General features: G+C 57.6%; 17 protein-coding genes. 10 read left to right on the top strand and 7 right to left on the bottom strand.

Going from position 1 to position 21,253, the window contains the following annotated elements; translation table 11 throughout:
- Positions 1-100: 100 nt before the first annotated feature.
- Together PHA01_RS01210 and PHA01_RS01205 are read left to right on the top strand one after the other, a co-directional pair.
- Positions 101-3,196 (top strand): PAS domain S-box protein, encoded by a 3,096-nt coding sequence (locus PHA01_RS01210; RefSeq protein ID WP_271892803.1) that lies wholly within the window; start codon positions 101-103, stop codon positions 3,194-3,196.
- Positions 3,197-3,345: 149 nt separating this feature from the next.
- Positions 3,346-5,229, top strand: coding sequence for an AsmA family protein (locus PHA01_RS01205; RefSeq protein ID WP_271892802.1), 1,884 nt, complete (start codon positions 3,346-3,348; stop codon positions 5,227-5,229).
- Between the two features lie 396 nt (positions 5,230-5,625).
- Here the strand turns inward: PHA01_RS01205 and PHA01_RS01200 are convergent, their stop codons facing one another.
- From PHA01_RS01200 to PHA01_RS01180, 5 genes are all read right to left on the bottom strand, one after another.
- Positions 5,626-6,444 carry an ABC transporter permease gene (locus PHA01_RS01200; protein ID WP_112526061.1) on the bottom strand — a complete coding sequence of 273 codons (819 nt, stop codon included), beginning with the start codon at positions 6,442-6,444 and terminating at the stop codon, positions 5,626-5,628.
- A gap of 1 nt (position 6,445) precedes the next feature.
- Positions 6,446-7,357, bottom strand: a complete 912-nt coding sequence (locus PHA01_RS01195) for an ABC transporter permease subunit (RefSeq protein ID WP_271892801.1) — start codon at positions 7,355-7,357, stop codon at positions 6,446-6,448.
- 14 nt (positions 7,358-7,371) lie between these two features.
- Positions 7,372-8,520, bottom strand: a complete 1,149-nt coding sequence (locus tag PHA01_RS01190; RefSeq protein ID WP_271892800.1) for an ABC transporter ATP-binding protein — start codon at positions 8,518-8,520, stop codon at positions 7,372-7,374.
- Between the two features lie 72 nt (positions 8,521-8,592).
- Positions 8,593-9,684 carry a polyamine ABC transporter substrate-binding protein gene (locus tag PHA01_RS01185; RefSeq protein WP_271892799.1) on the bottom strand — a complete coding sequence of 364 codons (1,092 nt, stop codon included), beginning with the start codon at positions 9,682-9,684 and terminating at the stop codon, positions 8,593-8,595.
- A 178-nt stretch (positions 9,685-9,862) separates the two neighbouring features.
- A complete protein-coding gene (locus PHA01_RS01180; RefSeq protein ID WP_271892798.1) occupies positions 9,863-10,804 on the bottom strand; it encodes a DMT family transporter in 942 nt (313 codons plus the stop codon).
- Between the two features lie 247 nt (positions 10,805-11,051).
- On the opposite strand from PHA01_RS01180, the gene PHA01_RS01175 reads away from it, so the two are divergent.
- The 3 genes from PHA01_RS01175 (at position 11,052) to PHA01_RS01165 (ending at position 12,725) form a co-directional block, all read left to right on the top strand.
- Positions 11,052-11,648: a L,D-transpeptidase gene (locus PHA01_RS01175; RefSeq protein WP_271892797.1), complete on the top strand. Its 597-nt coding sequence runs from the start codon at positions 11,052-11,054 to the stop codon at positions 11,646-11,648.
- Between the two features lie 152 nt (positions 11,649-11,800).
- Positions 11,801-11,932: a lipoprotein gene (locus PHA01_RS01170; protein WP_271892796.1), complete on the top strand. Its 132-nt coding sequence runs from the start codon at positions 11,801-11,803 to the stop codon at positions 11,930-11,932.
- 154 nt (positions 11,933-12,086) lie between these two features.
- Positions 12,087-12,725 (top strand): hypothetical protein, encoded by a 639-nt coding sequence (locus PHA01_RS01165; RefSeq protein ID WP_271892795.1) that lies wholly within the window; start codon positions 12,087-12,089, stop codon positions 12,723-12,725.
- A 188-nt stretch (positions 12,726-12,913) separates the two neighbouring features.
- Here PHA01_RS01165 and PHA01_RS01160 read toward each other — a convergent pair whose 3' ends face one another.
- The gene (locus PHA01_RS01160) at positions 12,914-14,356 is read right to left on the bottom strand and encodes a helix-turn-helix domain-containing protein (protein WP_271892794.1); all 1,443 of its coding nucleotides are present in this window, start codon (positions 14,354-14,356) and stop codon (positions 12,914-12,916) included.
- A 406-nt stretch (positions 14,357-14,762) separates the two neighbouring features.
- On the opposite strand from PHA01_RS01160, the gene aceA reads away from it, so the two are divergent.
- Positions 14,763-16,052 carry an isocitrate lyase gene (gene aceA / locus PHA01_RS01155; RefSeq protein ID WP_271892793.1) on the top strand — a complete coding sequence of 430 codons (1,290 nt, stop codon included), beginning with the start codon at positions 14,763-14,765 and terminating at the stop codon, positions 16,050-16,052.
- 27 nt (positions 16,053-16,079) lie between these two features.
- Positions 16,080-16,313, top strand: coding sequence for an SMc00767 family acetate metabolism repressor (locus PHA01_RS01150; protein ID WP_100000043.1), 234 nt, complete (start codon positions 16,080-16,082; stop codon positions 16,311-16,313).
- A 201-nt stretch (positions 16,314-16,514) separates the two neighbouring features.
- Here the strand turns inward: PHA01_RS01150 and PHA01_RS01145 are convergent, their stop codons facing one another.
- Positions 16,515-16,760 (bottom strand): hypothetical protein, encoded by a 246-nt coding sequence (locus tag PHA01_RS01145; protein WP_271892792.1) that lies wholly within the window; start codon positions 16,758-16,760, stop codon positions 16,515-16,517.
- An 854-nt stretch (positions 16,761-17,614) separates the two neighbouring features.
- Here PHA01_RS01145 and PHA01_RS01140 point away from each other — a divergent pair.
- The 3 genes from PHA01_RS01140 (at position 17,615) to PHA01_RS01130 (ending at position 21,156) form a co-directional block, all read left to right on the top strand.
- Positions 17,615-18,334: a Crp/Fnr family transcriptional regulator gene (locus PHA01_RS01140; RefSeq protein WP_271892791.1), complete on the top strand. Its 720-nt coding sequence runs from the start codon at positions 17,615-17,617 to the stop codon at positions 18,332-18,334.
- Positions 18,335-18,433: 99 nt separating this feature from the next.
- Positions 18,434-19,867, top strand: coding sequence for a glutamine synthetase family protein (locus PHA01_RS01135; protein WP_271892790.1), 1,434 nt, complete (start codon positions 18,434-18,436; stop codon positions 19,865-19,867).
- Positions 19,868-19,869: 2 nt separating this feature from the next.
- A complete protein-coding gene (locus PHA01_RS01130) occupies positions 19,870-21,156 on the top strand; it encodes an NAD(P)/FAD-dependent oxidoreductase (protein WP_271893898.1) in 1,287 nt (428 codons plus the stop codon).
- Positions 21,157-21,253 lie beyond the last annotated feature (97 nt).

The raw sequence follows: 21,253 nt of genomic DNA, 5'->3' as shown, positions 1-21,253 counted from the left end.
GAGGGCTGCGAGTGGACGAGTGACGGCTGGATCATTATTAACAAAGTCTTAAGAACATCGCGAGGATGCGACTGTTCGATCGGAGCATGCTGGTCAACATATGGCGTCTGGAACTTATCCATTCATCGACATCGCCGTCCTCGACGAGATCCGCGAGCACTTTGCCAATGGTGATGCGCTCGTCGTGATATCGCAGGATCTGCAGAACGTCATCTGGGCCAATGGCCAGGGTGCGTCGATGCTTGGCTATGCGTCGATCGACGAGATACTCGGTGGCGGAGCAGTGCTCGGCATACAGGCACGGCGGCAGCTCATGGCGCTGGATGGTTTTCCGGCCATCGGTCATGGACGCACTGTTTCGTTGCGCGTTGCCTTCGGGCTTTCCAGTCACATCCTGACATTCCAGGCGAGCGATCTGACACTGCCGCGCGGCGAACAGGCTATTCTTCTCTCCATCGCCAATGCTGATCGGGCAAGTTCCGGGAAGCAGATCGCAGCATTGGCAATCAAGGGCTTTGGCGACCGGACAACGCATGCGGCGATGATCGATGCGAATGGCGGCGTGATCGCCGCATCGCAACAGTTTGCCAGGCTCGAACTCAATGACAAGATCCTCGGCGATCTCGTACGGGAGGTGCGGCTCGAGCGCGACCGTTTGGTCAAGCGCCCGGTACAGACAGCCAAGGGCGCTGTACCCACCGGTATTGCGAGACTGACGGACAGTCCCGCAATGCATCTGCTGTTTGCGATCGAGCCGGAGATTGTGGACGCGCAGACAAGCGAGAGCGTAGCGGTTGACGACCCGCAGCCCGAACTTGACGTTGTGCCCGAGGCGCCCATTGCCGATGCGCAGGTTACAGACCACACATTGGCTGCGACGAGGGAAGAACCTCAGGCTTCCCTTGCGCTCGAGCCATCATTTAAAGACACTAAGATACCCTCGGGCGTATTCCAGTACGCACCATCCGAGGCGCCGGTGCGCTTTGTCTGGAAGGTCGACGCGCAGGCGAATTTCAGCGAGATATCACCAGAATTCTCGGCCGCTGTCGGACCGCAATCGGCGTCTATCATCGGCAAATCCTTCCGGACGGTGGCTGCGACCCATGGGTTCGACGACAACGAGGAAATCGCCGCGCTTCTCGAGCGCCGCGACACATGGTCGGGACGGACGGTGCTATGGCCCATCCAAGGCACCGACCTGCGCGTACCGATCGAGCTTGCTGCGCTGCCGATCTATTCGCGCGACCGGGCATTCCTGGGTTTTCGGGGGTTTGGCGTAGCCCGCATGGGCGACGTCACAGCCGATCCGAAAGCCGACGGCAAGACATTGAACGACGGAGGTACCGAGGGGCGAAATGCCGCCGTCGACGTGTTCAACGGGGAAAAACCCGCGCTGGAGATCACACCGGATACGGCAGACAACATCATTCCGCTCAAGACGCAGCGGCCCTCGCGCGACGACGGCCGGCTCAACGATGCCGAACGCAATGCATTTCGCGAAATTGCCGAAAGGCTGCGCCGTGAAGTGCTGGGTGACGGCCCGAAGAGCAATAGCGACGCAGAACCCGCGCCTGTCGCAGCTCCCGCTTCAACGACGAAGCCCAAGGTTCCGGACGCGGAAGTGGTCGGTCCGGGCTATGCCGTTGCGGATGGCGATAGCAGGGACGAGCTCTCCCGGCCTGAGGATTTTGCGGTAAACATTCGCGAACAGGCTCGGCAGGGTGTCGACACGTCCATTCTAGCAGCCCTGCCCTTGCCGGTCCTGATTCACCGCCAGGGCCAGATACTCTATGCAAATCCCGCCCTGCTGGAGAGCATATTGTATGCGTCTGCCGAAGCGATCAACGATGCGGGCGGCTTGAGCATCCTCTTTGCCGATGAAACTGGCGATAGCGGCGATGACGACGAGGCTGGCATGAACCTGCGGCGCAGCGATGGTTCGGTGATGCGGGTGCAAGCGCACCTGCAGGCGGTCCGCTGGGACGAAGCAACCGAGAATGGCGAGCGGGCGCTGCTGCTTGCGTTGTCGCCGCAAGCCCCGGCTGCCGACCATTTCGAGGTGAGCGAACGCCAGATCCTGCAGACACGCATCGATGAGCTCAGCGCTATTCTCGATACGGCGACGGACGGCGTGATCCTGCTCGATTCAGCCGGTTCGATCCGCTCCGTCAACCATTCCGCCGCTGCGCTCTTCGGCTACGAGCCGGAGGAATTGACCGGCAAAGCCTTCTCCATGCTCTTCGCCATCGAAAGCCAGCGCGCGGCGATGGATTATCTGAGCGGCCTTTCGGAAAATGGCGTCGCCAGTCTGCTCAATGACGGGCGCGAGGTGATCGGCCGTGAAGCCCAAGGCCGCTTCATCCCCCTGTTCATGACGATAGGCAAGCTGGACGCCTCCAAGGGATATTGTGTTGTCCTTCGCGACATCACCCACTGGAAGCGCGCCGAGGAAGAGTTGGTCAGCGCCCGGCGGGAGGCCGAACGCACGTCGGCCCAGAAGAGTGAATTTCTGGCACGCATCAGCCATGAAATCCGCACACCGCTCAATGCCATCATCGGCTTTTCCGAATTGATGGCGGACGAGAAGTTCGGCCCCATCGGCAGCGAACGCTACCGCGACTATCTGAACGATATCAGCCGCTCCGGCAATCATGTCCTGTCGCTGGTCAACGATCTTCTCGATATTTCGAAGATCGAGGCCGGTGCGGTCGAGATGGATTTCGAGGCGGTGTCTCTCAACGAAGCGCTGACGGAAGCCGTCGCGATCATGCAGCCGCAGGCGAACCGCGAGCGTGTCATCATCCGCTCCAGCCTGACATCACGGCTGCCCGACATTGTCGCAGACCATCGTTCGATCACCCAGATCGCGTTGAACCTCTTGTCAAATGCCATCCGATTTACGGGGCCCGGCGGCCAGGTCATCGTTTCTACGAGTTATGAGGCCAGCGGCGATGTGCTTCTGCGCGTGCGCGACACGGGAATCGGCATGACGCGACAGGAGGTCGAACAGGCCCTGCGGCCCTACAAGCAGATCACCACGCCGAAGCATTCTCGCAGCGATGGCACCGGCCTTGGCCTGCCGTTGACCAAGGCAATGGCTGAAGCAAACCGCGCCAATTTCACGATCGACTCCAATCCCGGTCGCGGGACAATGGTCGAGATAACATTTCCTTCCACGCGTGTTCTTGCTGAATAGACGGCCAATTCACAAACGGGTCATTTCCAACAAATCGATCGCAAAAGGTCTATACCGGCTTGAATTGCCCCACATGATCGCTAAACCGTGGAAGGCAATGCAAAAATCCTTACAGCATGCAGCTGAAGGGACTGAAATCGGAAACGCTCATGTCCTGGTACAGGCCAAGGAACCTTCTCGCCACGGTCTTGATGTTGGCTCTCGTTGCCGTGGGAGTTCTGGCGGCCCTGCCCTACCTTGTCAGCACGGATCTGATCCGGGCGAGGCTCATTCAGGAAATCAGCAACTGGACCGGCTATACCGTCGAGTCTCGCCAGTCGCCACAGATATCGTTTTTCCCCGTTTTCGCCGCTTCACTCGGTGATGTGACCATCCGCAATCCGTGGCAGAGCGAAGGCGCCGCACCGTTCATGCAGGCGGAGCGCATCGACGTCGATCTGTCGTTACTTTCCGCGCTGATGGGCAATATCGAATTCACCGAAACCAAAATCGTGCGGCCAAAATTCGTCATCGACGAACCGATCAAAAGCCTGTCGGAGATTGGCGAAGCCCTTGCCAAGAGTGATGGCCGGATCGGCGATGTCGTCCGGGAAGCGCGCGTTGCTGTTGAAGCCAATCCCGCCAAGCCGGATATGAGCACCGTATCGTCGCAACCGTTCGGGCGCGTGCGGCTCGAAGACGCGACGGTCACCTTCAAGCGGCCAATCAACGGTGCCGAAGAACAGATCTCAAGTATCAGCGGCGTTTTCGACTGGCCGCAGACTTCGGGTGTTGCCAGTTTCCAGGGCAAGGCCATCTGGCACGGCGAAGAAACGGAGATCGACAGTTCTGCGACGCGGGCGTTGTTGCTTCTGGCTGGAGGCACCAGCCCTCTGCAGGTCAATCTCAGCTCGACGCCCTTGACGCTGTCATTCAACGGATCGGCCAATGTCTCCAAGGGCCAGTTCTTCGAAGGCACGCTTTCACTGACCTCGCCATCCCTGAGACGCACGCTTGAATGGTCGAGAATGGCGACAATTCCCGGCGCGCCCATCGGCAGTTTCGCACTGGATGCATCCGTCTCAGGTTCCGCTACGCGCATGAAGCTGGACGGGCTGACGGCAACATTGAACGACAACCCCGCCAAGGGTGTCATCGAAGTCGTGCTTAATCAGGGAATACCCAGCGTTACCGGCACGCTCGCCTTCGAAACGCTCGACATTCATTCGGTGTTCTCAGGTTTCATGCCCTTGCCGGATGGTTCCACGAACGCTGACGCGGTGATCGACAGTGGTTTCCTGAAGCTGCTCAATCTCGACCTGCGTGTCTCCACACAGAAAGCGACCATCGGGACGATCGATCTCTCGAAGGTCGCGGCAACGGCCCAAATCCGCAATGGGCGCGCCATGTTCGACATCGGCGAGGCCTCGGCGTTCGATGGTTCTGTTGCCGCCAGTTTTCAGCTTGCGGATGAGGGGGATGGCGCAACGACGGGTGAATTGCGTCTCAACGGCACCGATGTGAACAGTGCTTCCATTGCCTCCCTGCTTGGATTTGGCGATCGCTTTCAACTTGGCAAGGGAACGATGTCCCTTGTCTTGAAGGGTCCGATATCGCGTTGGTCAACAGCGCTCGGCAATGCCAAGGGAACGCTGTCCATGCGCTTCGGTAGCGGGCAGATTCGCAGCCTGGACTTCAATGGCCTCCTGAGCAAGGCCAAGACGGACCGTTTCTTCAGCCTCAACGAAAAGACAGATGCCTGGCTGGCCTTCGACAAATTCGAGGCCAAGGCGAATATCATGGATGGCGTGGCGGCACTGGAAACGGCGCAAATCCAAACCAAGTCCGGCACGCTGAGTTTTGCCGGTATCGTGACGCTGATCGGTAAAAGCCTGGCGCTCACAGGTGACTTCGCGGCCCCAGTTTCTGCTTCTGCACCTGCGGCAGACGCCACGCCGGATGCACCCAAACCGGCACCGACAGTCAATCACACACGCTTTTTCATAGGGGGTTCCTGGGACAACCCATTTATCTCCCCGATCATTTCCCAGTAGACGAAAGTCGCTTGGGTATGATGCTTGGCAACTGTTCGGAACATGGTATGATGTCTTGGAGCAGAGGATGAGCTCTCGCCCACCCTCCGTTCCTTATCTGAAGAATTGAACCCGGACGGTTATGAACCAGCTCGTCCGGGTCTTCTTCAAGATGAGGGTTACGCTAAACGGCATGTACCGCACTAGTTTCACCTCCAAGTTTGAGGCAAGGCTCTTGCCGCAGTCGGGGGAGCCTGTCTTCCCCGATACACCGCTGGCCCCGGTGTTGCTGCTTTGCCGTCAAACCGTTAGCGCGTGAGCGCCATTTCTCATCTATTGCTTGGTTTGAAGCGCGCAACAACGAACGCAGAGTTGCATTCGAGGCGCTATCTCAGGCTCGGAAGTTGTCCAGGGTTGTCAGTTCCGTGCAGCGGCCTGTTCGTCGCGTGCCTTCTGAACCTCGCGGCGCTTGTTGGCGATCGAAGCAATGATCACTCCGACTGCGACGATGGCAATCAGGATGGTACAAGCGGCGTTGATTTCCGGCGTCACGCCAAGCCGGACCTGCGAGTAGATGCGCATTGGCAGCGTGGTCGCGCCCGGCCCTGAGGTGAAGCTGGAAATGACCAGATCGTCCAACGAAAGGGTGAAGGCAAGCATCCAGCCAGAGACCACCGCCGGGAGGATCACCGGCAGCGTTACCTTGAAGAAGGTCGTGACCGGCGTTGCCCCAAGGTCCATTGCCGCTTCTTCCAGCGAGCGGTCGAATGTCACCAGTCGCGACTGCACGACGACGGCGACAAAGCACATGGAAAACGTGATATGCGCGAGGATCATGGTCCACAGGCCGCGGTCGAAGCCGATGGCAACGAAGAGCAGAAGCATCGACAATCCCGTGATGACTTCCGGCATGACCAGCGGTGCGTAGATCATTGCTGAAAACAGCAAGCGCCCGCGAAAGCGCGTATAGCGGGTCATAGCCAAGGCACCGAGTGTTCCAAGAATCGTCGCGACGGTGGCCGAGACCAGCCCGACGCGGATCGTCACCCAAGCCGCATCGATGAAGCTCTGGTTGTGAAACAGGGACACGTACCATTTGGTCGAGAACCCTGCCCACACGGTGACGAGCCGGGATTCGTTGAACGAAAAGACGACCAGAAGGACGATCGGCAAATAAAGGAAGGCGAAACCGAAAACCAGGGAGGCAATGTTGAAGCGGGACCAGGTGGTGTTCATTTTATTTCTCGCTTTCCTGGGCCCGTGCTTCCGCACGCTGGAACAGAACGATCGGCACGACCAGCAACAGCAGAAGGATAACAGCGACGGCGGAGGAAACCGGCCAATCGCGGTTGGAGAAGAACTCGTTCCACAGCGTCTTGCCAATCATCAGGGTCTGCGATCCGCCGAGGAGGTCAGGAATGACGAATTCACCAACCGCAGGAATGAAAACCAGGAAACACCCGGCTATGACGCCCGGCATCGACAGACGAAAGGTGATTTTCCAGAAGGCGAGTATGGGCGGACAGCCAAGATCCTCAGCTGCTTCGACCAGTGAGTAGTCCATCTTTTCCAGCGCCGAATAAATCGGCAGAACCAGAAATGGCAGGTAGGAATAAACGATACCGATAAAGACGGCTGTATTGGTGTTGAGGATGTTGAGTGGTGTGTCGATCACATGCGCCCACATCAGGAACTGGTTGAGCAGGCCCTCGGGCTTCAAGATGCCTATCCACGCATAGACGCGAATCAGGAAACTGGTCCAGAACGGCAGGATGACCAGCATCAGCAGTGTTGGCCGGATCGTCGCGGGCGCGCGCGCCATGCCGTAGGCGATGGGATAGCCGACGATAAGCGTCAGAACGGTCGAAACCGCGGCGATGATCACGCTGGAGATATAGGCTTTGTAATAAAGCGGGTCTTCCAACAGCCAAATGTAGTTGTCCCATGAAAACTGGGAGAAATTATCCGCAAAGGCTTGCCAGCCGGCCGAGAGGTTGAACACCGGCGTATAGGGCGGGATGGCCATCGCGACTTCCGAAAGCGATATCTTGAAGACGATGACGAAGGGGATGAGAAAGAAAATCAGTAGCCATAGATAAGGAACGGCTATGACCAGCCGGCTTGCGATGGAGGATATCAAGTTCTGCATGATATCGCCCCTTCTCAAGCGGTCAGAACGATACCGGCATCGGCATCGAAATTGACCCAGACCATATCGTCATAGCCGAGCGGGTCTTCGACCGTGCGCACAGCGTTGAGGCTCGCAGCCTTGATGATCCGGCCGCTTTCAAGCTTCACATGGAAGACCGTCATGTCGCCGAAGTAGGCGATGTCATAAAGCTCCCCGTGCGCGGAATTGATTGACGGATCGGCGGGCTGCTTGCGGCTGACCCTGATTTTCTCCGGCCTGATGGCAAACCCAACCGGCTGGCCGACAGTGCAGCTTTTCGAAGCGGCATCGGTGCGGATCGTCAGGTTTTCAGGTGCGACAGCAATGTCGATCTTGCCATTGGCGACTGCGGCGGCGGTACCTTCGAACATGTTTACATTGCCGATGAAGTCGGCGACGAACTTCGAGTTTGGGGCTTCATAGACTTCCGCCGGCGTTGCCACCTGCATGACCTTGCCCTTGTCCATGACGGCGATGCGGTCGGCCATGGTCATCGCTTCTTCCTGATCGTGTGTAACGACAACGAATGTCAGGCCAAGTTTCATCTGCAGGTCCATGAGCTCAAACTGCGTTTCCTCGCGCAGTTTCTTGTCGAGCGCACCAAGTGGCTCGTCGAGCAGCAAAACCTTCGGACGCTTTGCAACGCAACGCGCCAGCGCCACGCGCTGGCGCTGACCGCCGGAGAGCTGGTGCGGCTTGCGCTTGGCGAACCGCTCGAGCTTCACAAGCTTGAGCATTTCGGCGACACGCGCCTCGATATCGCCCTTGGGCATGCCCTCCTGCTTCAGACCAAAAGCGATGTTACCTTCGACCGTCATGTGCGGAAAAAGGGCATAGGACTGGAACATCATGTTGACCGGGCGCTTGTAGGGCGGAATGCCGCGCATATCCTGACCGTCGATGAGAATGCGCCCGGCGGTAGGCTCTTCGAAGCCGGCAAGCATGCGCAAGAGGGTCGACTTGCCACAACCGGAAGCACCGAGCAGCGCAAAAAATTCACGATTATAGATGTTGAGGGACAAATCATTGACGGCCGCGAAATCACCGAACTTCTTGGTGACGTTTTCGATGGCGATAAAGGGCTTCGCTGCAGGATCGTTCCAAGGTGCGAATGTGCGGCGGAAACTTCCCAATGATTTCATGATTTGCCCCGGACTTTTCTGTTCTTAGATTTAAAAAGACCCCGGCATCGGCTGCCGGGGTCTTTGCAGGATTTACTGCCCTGTGACCACCTTCGTCCAGAGCCGCGTCACCACGCGCTGAATTTTCGTATCGTAAGGCGTGACGGTGAACAGCTTCTTGAGCGTCGCTTCATCCGGATACACTTCCGGATTCTCGAGGACCGCCTTGTCCATCACCGCTTGAGACGCCTTGTTGCCGTTGGCATAGGACACGAAATTCGAGGCCTTTGCCGCAACATCCGGCTTGAGCATGTAGTTGATGAATTCGTGCGCTTCCGCAACGTGGGGCGCATCGGCGGGGATCGCCATCAGGTCAAACCACATCTGGGCACCCGCAGCCGGAATTGCATAGGCTACATTGACTCCGGCCTTGGCTTCTTCGGCGCGTGTCTTGGCCTGGAGTATATCGCCAGAATAGCCGAGCGCGAGGCAGATATCACCATTGGCAAGGGCGTTGATATATTCGGAAGAATGGAACTTGCGGACATAAGGGCGGATTGACTCAAGCAGCGCGCCCGCCTTGGCCAATTCATCCGGATCCTTGCTGTCGGGGTTGAGACCGAGATAGGCAAGGGCAGAAGGCATGACGTCGGAGGCCGAATCAAGGATGTGAATACCGCAATCCTTGAATTTCGCCGCCACTTCAGGCTTGAACAGCACGTCCCATGTCGGCTTCTCGTCTGAGCCGAGAATGGCTTTCATCTTGTCAACATTATAGCCGATACCTGTCGTACCCCACATGTAGTCAACCGAATACTCGTTGCCGGGATCGTAGGTGGCGATGCGCTCGTTGATCATATCCCACGTGTTGGAAAGATTCGGAAGCTTGGATTTGTCGAGCTTCTGGAACACACCCGCCGCAATCTGGCGCTGCAGGAAGTTGGCGGTGGGGACCACCACGTCATAACCGGTACCGCCGGCGAGAAGCTTGGTTTCAAGAATCTCATTGGAGTCGAAGGTATCGTAGACGACCTTGATGCCGGTCTCCTTGGTGAATTCTTCAAGGATCGCCGGATCGATATAGTCAGACCAGTTGTAGATATTGACGACGCGGTCCGCCGCCCAAGCGGAACTGGAAATTCCGAGCGCGAGAGTGGCCGTCAACAGAGCGGTTTTGATACCCATTTAGTTCTCCATGATGCTGGCACTAATACTTTGAATTGTGCCGAGGTTCCCGTGATTAGCCCTACCTTTTTAGATTGCGAAGGGTTCGTCAACTGGCTTCAGGCAACACTTTCATTGAAAATTGCGCAAGTGCGAAATTTTCAATGATGCAGCGCAGTGGTCGTGTGGAGAATTGCGACTAGCGGACGACCGCCGCCACGCGCTTTTGACGCCGATATTCCCAGCCGAGATGCATGAGAAGCGCGGCGAGAATGACGGCGCCGCCGATGATGGTGCGCGGAGCCGGGACCTCGTTGTGCAGGAGCCAGACCCAGACGGGGCCGAGCACTGGTTCGAGAGTGCCGATCAGCGCGGCCAGCGCCGAGGGAATGAGCCGGGCGCCGCTGACGAAGAATGCGAGGCCGAGACCGAGATTGACCGCGCCGAGTGCAAAGAGCAGGCCGAAATCCCGCACGCTCGTGCTGAACTGGCCGGCCATCGTCGATGCCACGCAGGCAGCAATGACCACGCCGAGAAAAACCGCCGGCGTCATGCGCAGATGCGCCTTGCGACGGGTGATGACAGTGGCGATGGCGAACGAGATGGCGATCAACAGCGCCAGCATATCGCCGATGGGCGAAACCTCCCCATCGAGCGAATCCGAGACCATGATGGCGACGCCGGCAATGACCACGGCAATAGCGATCCATGTGGCGGAACTGATGCGCTCGCGGAACAATATCCACGAGATCAAAGCCGCGAACAACGGTACGCCCGCCTGCAGCAGGAGCACATTGGCGACCGTCGTATAGGACAACGCGATGATGAAGCAGGATGAGGCGATGGCGAAGCAAATTGCGACGCCGAGGCCGGCCAGCCCCATATGTTGAAAAAGCCGCCATGTGCCGCGCGGCCCGTCGCGCACCAGCATGAAGCAAAGGAGAAACAGAGCGGCGAAGACGGAGCGCCAGAAGACGATCGTCCAGTTGTCATTGGCTTCGACGAAGCGCGTGAGCGCGCCGCCGGTGCTCCAGGCGATCGCGGCGCCCGCCACCAGCAGACAGCCGATCGCAGCCTCCGAAGAGGTCTTGGCAGGGTCTGGCCCGGCGACGGGCGGCAGGGGCACGGCGGAGATACTCATGCACCGACAATGCCAAGCCTGTGGCAAAGGTTAAGTCTGGAAAACGACTGTTGATTGTCGGTTTAACGGCACCGGCACAGGTGTTCAGCTCTAATAGTGCCTTTTCAGCTTCGGCTTTTTCAATAGCGCGTGAGCCGCAGATATTCCAGGTTGTTGTTCATAGTCTATCGCTGCGATGCGTGAGACTTGGCCATCAACTGCTGCGATGTTAGGGTGGCCGTAATGTGTCGACTGGTTGGGGCAACAAATGATCAATGGAAAAGTTACGCGCCGGGGGCTGATGCTTGGCGGGCTGGCAATGCTGACCTCCGGATGCGGGTCCGGGATGCGCCAGGCAATGTCACCCATTTCGTCTGCCTTTGCCATACCTCAGGGCATGGATCCCCGTCTGAGACGGCAGGAGGTGGCGTATCAAGGCAGCGAGGCGCCCGGGACGCTCGTCGTCAACACCTATGAGCGTTTCCTCTATGCAGTCCAGGATGGCGGGTCGGCCACGCGCTACGGTATCGCCGTCGGCGAGGAGGGACTGACGCTCAAGGGCAGAGCGACGATCGAGCGCAAAGAGGAATGGCCATCGTGGATGCCCACCGCAAGCATGATCAAGCGCAAGCCGCGACTTGCCCAATATGCCGGCGGGGTCCCAGGCGGGCCAAACAACCCGCTTGGTGCGCGGGCGCTTTATCTCTATCGCGGCGGACGCGACACCTATTTTCGTCTGCACGGCACAAATGAACCTTGGCTGATCGGACAAGCCGTGTCGAACGGGTGCATTCGCCTGACGAACGAGGACATCCTCCATCTCTACGACAATACGCCCTTGGGAACGCCGGTGTTGATCATCTGAATATCCCGCTGGGCTGCCCCTGTTGCAAACTGGACACACTTGTTGTGCGTTTACCTTACCAAGCTCTAGTCATCACAATGATTTGTGCTACTCTACCATTGGTAGTACTCTACCGTCGGTCACCTACTCGCCTTTGAGGGAAAGGAAATCTGATGAGCAGGATTCTATTCGCTGTAGTAGCCACTCTAACCATTGCAAGCCTAAGCGCGTGTGGGACGATAGGTAAGGGGAAAGCTCCGCCGCCAGTCGCTGAAGAGCCCGCAGCAGCACCAGTTTATAAATAAGAAGTTTCGTCAAAAAAATGGAAGGGTCGCCCGACCCTTCCAGCATCATGTGATTCGCAAAATGCCGGCCTAACAGGCGGCTGTGCGGCCCCCGGTGGTTTATAGCGGGTATGGCCGGGCTTGGGGATTGCGTTTTGATGAATTCTGGGATGGGATGACGCTCATGAGTGTTCGTCTGTTATCTGTGATCGCGCTTGGGCTCGCAGTGGCGGGATGCCAAACGAGTGATGCGAGCAAGTCGGGTTCCGTAGCCGGTACCGGCGATAACGCGGCGGCCGTTCAGGTGACCTCCGCGACAGCAGCCCAGCCCGAGCAAAAAAACGGGCGTTATTATATCGAATTTCGCTCGCGCTATGCCCTTACCTACGGCCACACCTATGTGATGTTCGGGCGTCTGGATAAGGCGGGCAATATAGTTGATCGCGAAGTTGCCGGCCTCCACCCGGCTACGAACAGCGTGGTTCCCTATATTCTTGGCCATTACATACCCGTTCCAGCCGAGACCGGCGAGAGCGACGGTGATACGGACGACAGGTACAGGTCGGCAACCTGGCGCGTCACCTTGAACGAAGCCGAGTACAATAAAGTCGTCGCCTACATACGCAAACTGCAAGCCAGGTCGCGCTTCTGGCAAGCAACGACGTTCAACTGCAATGCCTTCGTGGGCGAGATCGCGCGGTCCATGGGATATAAAGCACCCGGCCATTTGCTGCGTCCGCAGCATTACATCGTCAAGCTTCGGGAGATGAACGGCGGGCCCAACGCGGTCGGGTATACCGGCCCTCCAGGCTAGGCATTCACACTCTGACGGCCTGCAAATGGCACTTTTCTGTGCTCCGGTGCTCACGTACCCTAAAGTACGCTCCGCTCCGGTGCTCGAAACCCACCATTTTCGTCGCGTCATAGCGCGAATCTCAACAGCCTCTGGCGCATTTCCGATCAAATAAACACAGTTCTGTTTCCCGTAGGGAGAATCTCGCCCTACTGAAAATCGAATGCGCTGAGCCCAGTCACCATCTCGTCCAGTCCCACTGGCCGCGTCACGGGTGGTTCGGCCCGGGAGAGGCAGGCCGAGCGCTCGCACAGGCGGCAGGCCGGGCCGACGGGCGTTGAGCCGACGAATTTTCCAAGTGGTGGGGCACTGATGCTGTGGTTGCCGATGGCGCTGCCATAGACCGTCTGGTCAGCAAATTCGATGTCGCAGCCAAGCAGGATGGCGGTGCGGCGCGGCCGTTCGTTGAAGGCGCCTTGCGGCCCCTCCAATGTGCGGGCAATGGTCATGAACTCGGTGCCATCGGGCATCTCCACAGCCTCGACGAGGATCTGGCCGGGTTGAGCGAAGGCGGCATAGACAGGCAGCTTCGGGCACTCGCCGCCGAAACGGGACTGCGGAAACCCTTGCGCCCCGGCGCGGCGGAAGCGGTTTCCGGCGTGATCGACCTCCAGCATGAAGAATGGAATGTCTTGTCTGCCGGTGAGTGTCGTCAGGCGGTTGGCTGCCTGTTCGAACGAGACATGGAAGCGCGAACGGAGGACGTCAATGTCATAGCGAGCGCGGACAGCGGCACTCTGGAAAGCCTGATACGGCATCATGAGTGCATGCGCCGCGTAGCGGCCGAACTCGAAACGGGCGATGCGCCGCGCTTCATCCGAGGAGAGCTTCAGATCCTGTATTTCGGCGGCAATGACCACCTGCATGCGCATGAGAGCAGCCTCCATCGCCACTTCGCGTAACTGGTCGAAGGGTGACAGCCGCTCGGAGACGAACAGCCGCTGCGAATGACGATCATAACGCCGGCGCCAGTTGGGCATGGTTGCGACGGGAAGGATGCGCACCGTTATACCGTGCTCTGCCTTGAGCCAGGCCTTCAGGGCGCCAAGCAGATCATCGCCGGGCTTGAGCAGACCGGCAAAGCTGTCGACCTCCCCCTCAATGCGGGGAAAATGATTGGCGCGGCGCTCCAGCGTTTCGCGTACCTCATTCAGCGGCATGCGTGTGGCGACAAGCGACGGCGCGCGGCCGTCCTTCGCCAGAAGTTGCGACAGATCAGAAAGACGCTCGAGCGATTCCCGGTACGCGCGATAAAGCTTGATGACGCCAGTGGCGGCATTGGGCGCAGCATCGCTGATTTCGATCAGCTCCTGATCGCCCGGCAATTCGCCATTGAGCAGCGGATCGGAAAACACTTCCTTGAGCACGGCCATGGAGGAGCCCGTCTCCATCTGCAGCGTGTCGAGCTCGATCTTGTAGGTCGAGGAGAGCTTGAGCAGGAGCTGGACCGTGAGCGGCCGCTGATTGCGCTCGATGAGATTGAGATACGACGGCGAAATGCCCAACGCCTCGGCCATCGAGGTCTGTGTCAGACCGCGTTCGTTGCGGATACGCCTGATGCGCGGTCCGGCGAATATCTTGCCTTCAGCCATGGAGGTGCACCAAGTTTTGCCCTCCCCCTTGTGGGGAGGGAGGCTGCGCAGCAGCAGGGAGGGGTCTTTTCGACTGTGGCAAGAAAGACCCCTCCCCGTCGCTTCGCTCCGCCCCTCCCCACAAGGGGGAGGGTGAGAAGTGGCGATCTTTGCGCATGATCAGCTAACCCTCCTGCACTATGACAAGTTTTTACACGTCATTTACCCAAATCAGAATATTACAAACTTTACAAATTTACAAACCAGATTTGTCAAACACACAACAGCATAACTCGATAAAACCATCAAAACGCGCGATATTTCTGGATCATATCGCGCTGCAATGTAAATCTAGTCATATCAACGCGGTCGTCAAACCTCCTATCGGACAGGCTGCGGCGGGATAAAACTCTTTGTGGAGATAATAATGACTGATTTTTACAACCTTGTACCAAACGCACCGGAGGGCCGCTATGACGGTATCGAACGCCCCTATACACCTGACGATGTCCAGCGCCTCAGAGGCTCGGTTCAGATCAAGCATACTCTCGCTGAAAACGGTGCCAACCGGCTCTGGAAGCTCATCCACGAAGAAGGTTTCGTCAATGCGCTGGGCGCTCTCTCGGGCAACCAGGCTATGCAGATGGTTCGCGCAGGTCTCAAGGCAATCTATCTTTCCGGATGGCAGGTGGCTGCAGACGCAAACACAGCTTCAGCCATGTACCCTGACCAGTCGCTCTACCCGGCGAATGCCGCGCCGGAACTGGCCAAACGCATAAACAAGACGCTGCAGCGCGCCGACCAGATCGAGACTGCGGAGGGCAAGGGCCTTTCTGTCGAGACCTGGTTTGCACCGATCGTTGCCGATGCGGAGGCAGGATTTGGCGGACCGCTGAATGCCTTCGAGATTATGAAGGCCTTCATCGAAGCTGGCGCCGCCGGCGTTCATTACGAAGACCAGCTCGCTTCCGAAAAGAAGTGCGGCCATCTTGGCGGCAAGGTCCTGATCCCGACGGCGGCGCATATTCGCAACCTCAACGCCGCGCGGCTCGCTGCCGACGTCATGGGAACGCCGACACTGGTCATCGCCCGCACCGATGCGGAGGCTGCCAAGCTCTTGACATCGGACATCGATGAACGCGATCAGCCCTTTGTCGACTACGATGCCGGACGGACGACCGAAGGCTTCTATCAGGTCAAGAACGGGCTGGAGCCTTGCATCGCCCGGGCCATCGCCTATGCGCCGCACTGCGACATGATCTGGTGCGAGACCTCGAAGCCGGACCTTGAGCAGGCCAGACGCTTTGCCGAAGGTGTGCGCAAGGAGCATCCGAACAAGCTGCTCGCCTATAATTGCTCGCCTTCCTTCAATTGGAAGAAGCATCTGGACGAAGCGACGATTGCCAAGTTCCAGCGCGAGCTCGGGGCGATGGGCTATAAGTTCCAGTTCATCACGCTGGCCGGCTTCCATCAGCTCAACTTCGGCATGTTCGAACTCGCCCGCGGTTACAAGGACCGGCAGATGTCGGCCTATTCGGAGCTGCAGGAAGCTGAGTTTGCGGCCGAGACCAATGGTTACACAGCGACCAAGCACCAGCGCGAAGTCGGCACCGGCTATTTCGATGCGGTTTCGCTGGCAATCACCGGCGGCAAGTCATCGACGACGGCAATGAAGGAATCCACCGAGACGGCGCAGTTCCGTCCGGCTGCAGAGTAAAACAACAAAACGCCAAGGAGAAAAATCATGGCACCGCAGACACGCGTCAAGGAACGGGCCGAGGAGCAATCATCGGCCATGAATACAGACCAGCAGGCTGTCATTCGCATGGTCGCCAATGACCTGCATCGCCTCAACCAATCCGTTATGAAGGCGGTTGACGCCGGCGTGTCCGTGGAACTGGTCCGCTCCGCCCGTCACCATGGCGGCGACGGCAACTGGGGCGATCTTCTTATCCCGGTTGTTGTAACAAGGCAGTAATTTCGCCCGTGGCCTTCTCTGGCTTCGGTCTGGAGCCAGCACGGTGCGCAGAACCGCTCGCAAGCAATTGCGGGCGGTTTTTGGGCCAAGTCGCAAAAAGTGCGTGGTTCGATTTGCCATCGAACCACGCACCGGATGACTGGAGCTGTCTGACCCCACAGCGAACGAAGGAAATTCGCTTCAAACCACCCAATCACCTGCTCAGTTCAAGAAGAGGCGTTTTATGTTCTTGGTTGACTCAGGTGTTCGATCCATATGCTGGTCCGCCGCATAGGCAAGAGCAAGGCCGACAATGGCTCGAGTGGTTTCATTCGTCGACCATCCTGCTTCTCCTGCCTCACATGCAAGCATGTCGATCGCACGCCGGAACTCCGCTCCCAGGGCCATCTGACAATCGAAGCTCCGGCTTGGGTAGTCGGTTGGACGCATCGGTTTCTGGATACGCATGTTCTCCTCCCTATGCCATGCACGAACTCTCGGGAAATGCGACGGACGCCAAAGTGTCTAGTGGCATCTCAGAAACCTCAAATGCATGCGCTCGCGCCTTTTTGCCTTACGCAGAGCATACTTCCCAACCAGCGTCCTCTCGGTCAGCACTGACACCAAAAACTTCGGATTGCGCTCTTCAACATCCGAACCTGATTGCCCGACGTAGCGTTTTTGGCAAAAAGGTAGAATGTTATCCCCCGCAAAATAGTAGACATTATTCATTCAAGTCTTCCCCTCCAGAAAGAGCTAAACAAATTTATCAATAAAATAGTTATTTCAGACTATAGAAAATATATACTGCAAATTTTGTCTGTCAATGGACAAACGTTTTTGAAATAAAACTTTACCAAAGGGATATGTTCAAGCTGATAAAACATTGTGTGCGTTAATTTTGATTGGTCATTTGCTCAAGACAGGCTTACACGCGATAATCGTCTTCGATCAAACTTCGCCTCTGCTGCACGTTTTTTTTCACTTCGAGTGCCGCGGATGGCACCCGAGAGTGTGAACATGGTCACGTGATCCCTTTAGGTTTTCGTTTCAGAAAATATGCGCCATAACTTTGGCTAATTTCCTCCACAGAAATGATTCAAAGCATCGATCGGGTCTTCTGATGTAAAGCAATCCTTTATATATTTTACAATTTGTGTCATAATACAATCCAGAGAAAATATAACCGGCTACCCGGTCAAATAATGACAGGCGATTCGACAATTGTCCATTGGTGGACAATGCATTGTGTCATCTTTTTATTTCGATATTTATAGCATTTCATCACGCAGGATTCTCTGTTCCCGCGAGAAGGGACGAGGATGTCAGCTTCACAATTTGCGTTTGAGAACAAGCTTCTCAGGCATATGCGCGCGAACGATTTTGAATTGCTGGCTCCCCACCTTGAGGCAAGAAAGTTGCCGCTGAGGCTCATAATCGAGCAAGCACAAACGCCGGTCACGGATGTTTACTTTCTTGAAACGGGTCTTGCCTCGATCGTCTCAAAAATGCCCAGTGGCCGCGAGATCGAAGTTGGGGTGTCCGGCAGCGAGGGGATGACGGGGTCCTCGGTCGTGCTTGGCGGGATGCAATCGCCGCACGACAGCTACATGCAAATAGCCGGCCTCGGCTACAGTATCGCCACCGTGCATCTTCAACGTGCTATGGAAACAAGCACCACGCTGCGCAACTACCTGCTCCTTTTTGTCCAAACCATGGTCATCCAGACAGCCTCGACCGCATTGGCGAATAGTCAGGCGGACGTCTCATCCAGAATGGCTCGTTGGCTGCTGATGGTGCATGACCGAACCCACGGTCCAGATATTGTGCTGACGCACGAATTCCTGTCGGTCATGCTTGGAGTGCGGCGGCCATGGGTGACGGAAGTCTTGCATATACTGGAAGACAAACGGTTGATCCGGGCAAAGCGAGGACAGATAACCATTGTCGATCGTACCGGACTCATGGTCGAGGCCAATGGTTTCTACGGGGTAGCCGAAAACGAGTACAAACGGCTTCTCGGGATAAATCTCGCCCGATAATCCCTAGAAACGAGTGGAGCGACAATTTTCTCGTCCCCGCCTCCCATCCCGTCATATTTTGTTCTATCATCTTGTCATCGCAACTCATTCTGGTGATTGATGCCTCCCGAAACTCCCGAGAAAAAACCCGCACGGACGACAACGCGGCGGCGTACACCCGCCTATGTCAAAGCCACGCGCGGCGTGAAGAACTGGCGCGAAGCTTCCGAGTGGCTGGCCTGGCGGGATATCGAGGACATCGAATGCATTACCCCGGATCAGGCCGGTGTGGCGCGCGGCAAAATGATGCCGTCGAAGAAATTCACGTCCAATACCTCGTTGGCTCTGCCATCCGCCGTATTCATGGCGACGATCTCGGGTTCCTATCCGGAAGATGGGCATGGATTTTCCTATCCTGAGGATGATGGCGATCTGAAACTGATGCCGGATCTTTCCACGCTCTCGGAAGTACCGTGGGAAAGCGATCCGACGGCGCAGGTCATTTGTGATCTCGTCAACAAGGACGGGGAAGCGGTGGAATTTACCCCGCGCAATGTGTTGAAGCGCGTCATGGCCGCTTATGCCAAGAAGGGCCTGAAGGCGGTCGTCGCGCCGGAAATCGAATTCTACCTCGTCAAGAAAAACCCCGATCCGGATTATCCCCTGACCCCGCCTGTCGGACGCTCTGGCAGGGCGATCGGTGGTGGACAAGGTTATTCAATCGCCGGCGTCAACGAGTTCGACGAACTCATCGACGATATCTATCATTTCTCCGAAAGTCAGGGCCTCGAGATCGACACGCTGATCCATGAGGAAGGCGCGGCGCAGCTGGAAATCAATTTGCGACACGGCGATCCGATCGAGCTTGCCGATCAGGTGTTCCTGTTCAAGCGCACCATTCGTGAAGCCGCATTGAAGCACGACATGTATGCGACGTTCATGGCGAAGCCCATTCAGGGCCAGCCGGGTTCCGCGATGCATATCCACCAGTCGATCATCGACAAGAAAACCGGGCGCAATGTTTTCTCCAACCCGGATGGCACGGAAAGCCCGGCGTTCCGGCATTTTATTGGCGGCATGCAGAAACATGTCCCGGCTTCGCTCGTGATGTTTGCGCCTTACGTGAATTCCTACCGGCGGTTGACACCGGCGGCCTCCGCGCCCGTCAATGTCAAATGGGGCTATGACAACCGTACCACGGCCTTTCGCGTGCCGCGCTCGGACCCTGCGGCGCGACGTGTCGAAAACCGTATCCCCTCCTCCGATGCCAACCCATATCTGGCACTGGCGGCATCGCTCGCCTGCGGCTTGATCGGCATGAACAACAAGATCGAGCCGGACGAGCCTGCCTCCACGACGGTCAACGACAATCTGATCGAATTGCCGCGCGGGTTGATCGAGGCGACAATCCTGTTCGAGCAGGACAGGGAACTGGTGGCCATGCTCGGCGAATCCTTCGCAATCACCTACGCCGCAATCAAACGCGCCGAGTTCGAGACCTTCATGGAGGTCATCAGCCCGTGGGAACGCGAGTTCTTGCTGCTGAACGTTTGAGCATGCCCTACCAATCACCCATTTCCCCCGGCATCTCCTGGTACGAAACCGCGATCGATGACCGAATCGAATATCCGGCGCTGGATGGATCGCGCAGTGCCGATGTCGTGATCATTGGCGGCGGCTTTACCGGCCTCTCCGCCGCCGTGCATCTGGCGTCGGCGGGTGTCGACGTGGTTTTGCTCGAGGCCTGGCGCTTCGGCGATGGCGCATCGGGGCGCAATGGCGGCCAACTCGGTACCGGCCAGCGCGCCTGGGCAGAAGAGCTCGAGGCGCAATATGGTTTCACCCGCGCCAAGGCGCTCTTCGATCTTGCCGAAGAGGCGAAAAGCCATCTTCTGCAATTTGCCGAGACGCACAAGATAGACATCGAATATGTGCCGGGACAAATGTCCGTCGTGCACAAGAAGCGCTACCTGAAGGACTATCGGGCGCACGCGGAACTGATGGCGACGCGCTTCGGCTATCCGCACATCCACTACATGGATGCCGCGGAAACCGCGGAACGGCTTGGTTCGACGCGCTATCTCGGCGGAACATACGACAAGGGCACCGGCCATATCCAGCCGATGAAGCTGGTGATCGGCACGGCCAAGGCCGCGGCGCAGGCCGGCGCGCATCTCTACGAGAACAGCAAGGTAACCGGGATCAAATCCGAAAACGGCCGCGTGACTGTCACGACGCCCTTCGGCAATGTGACGGCGGCGAAGTGCCTGATCGCCGTCAATGCCTATGGCGGCAATCTCGAACCCATCAGCGCCTCGCATGTGATGCCGATCCGCTCGTTCATCGGCGCGACGGTGCCGCTCGGGTCCGATAGTCCGGTGCTGCCGGGCGGCGAGAGTGTCGACGATTCCCGCTTCGTCGTGCGCTATTTCCGCCGCTCGAAAGATGGGCGGCTCCTGTTTGGCGGGCGCGAGGCCTATACGGCGGACAACCCGCTTGACATCAGCACGCATATCCGCCGCCAGATCGCCGAGATTTACCCGGCGCTCGCCGACGTCGAAATCACGCAGGCCTGGGGCGGATCGGTGGGCATTACCCTGCCGCGCCAGCCCTTTGTGCGCGAGGTCATGCCGAACGTGATCTCGGCGGGCGGCTACTCGGGGCATGGGGTGATGCTGTCGAATTTCGTCGGCAAGCTTTATGCCGAGACCATCGCCGGCAACCGTGACCGGCTGAAACTGCTGGAGGAGCTGAAAGTGCCGGCCTTTCCGGGCGGACGAACCTTCAGGGCGCCGCTGTTGTTTCTGGCGCTGAGTTGGTACGCACTGATGGACAGAATTTAGCTTTTTCCAAATAAAAAATGAACAATTCTTGCGTCTAAGTATATGTTTTCGGTAGTTATTCTGAATTATGCATTAGATATTAAGGATTATACTTGGA

It is taken from the genome of Candidatus Phyllobacterium onerii, from assembly GCF_028331445.1.
In the GTDB taxonomy this organism is placed as follows: Bacteria; Pseudomonadota; Alphaproteobacteria; order Rhizobiales; family Rhizobiaceae; genus Phyllobacterium; species Phyllobacterium onerii.
Note: the sequence above shows the minus strand (reverse complement) of the source record. Positions and strands in the feature narration are given on the sequence as shown.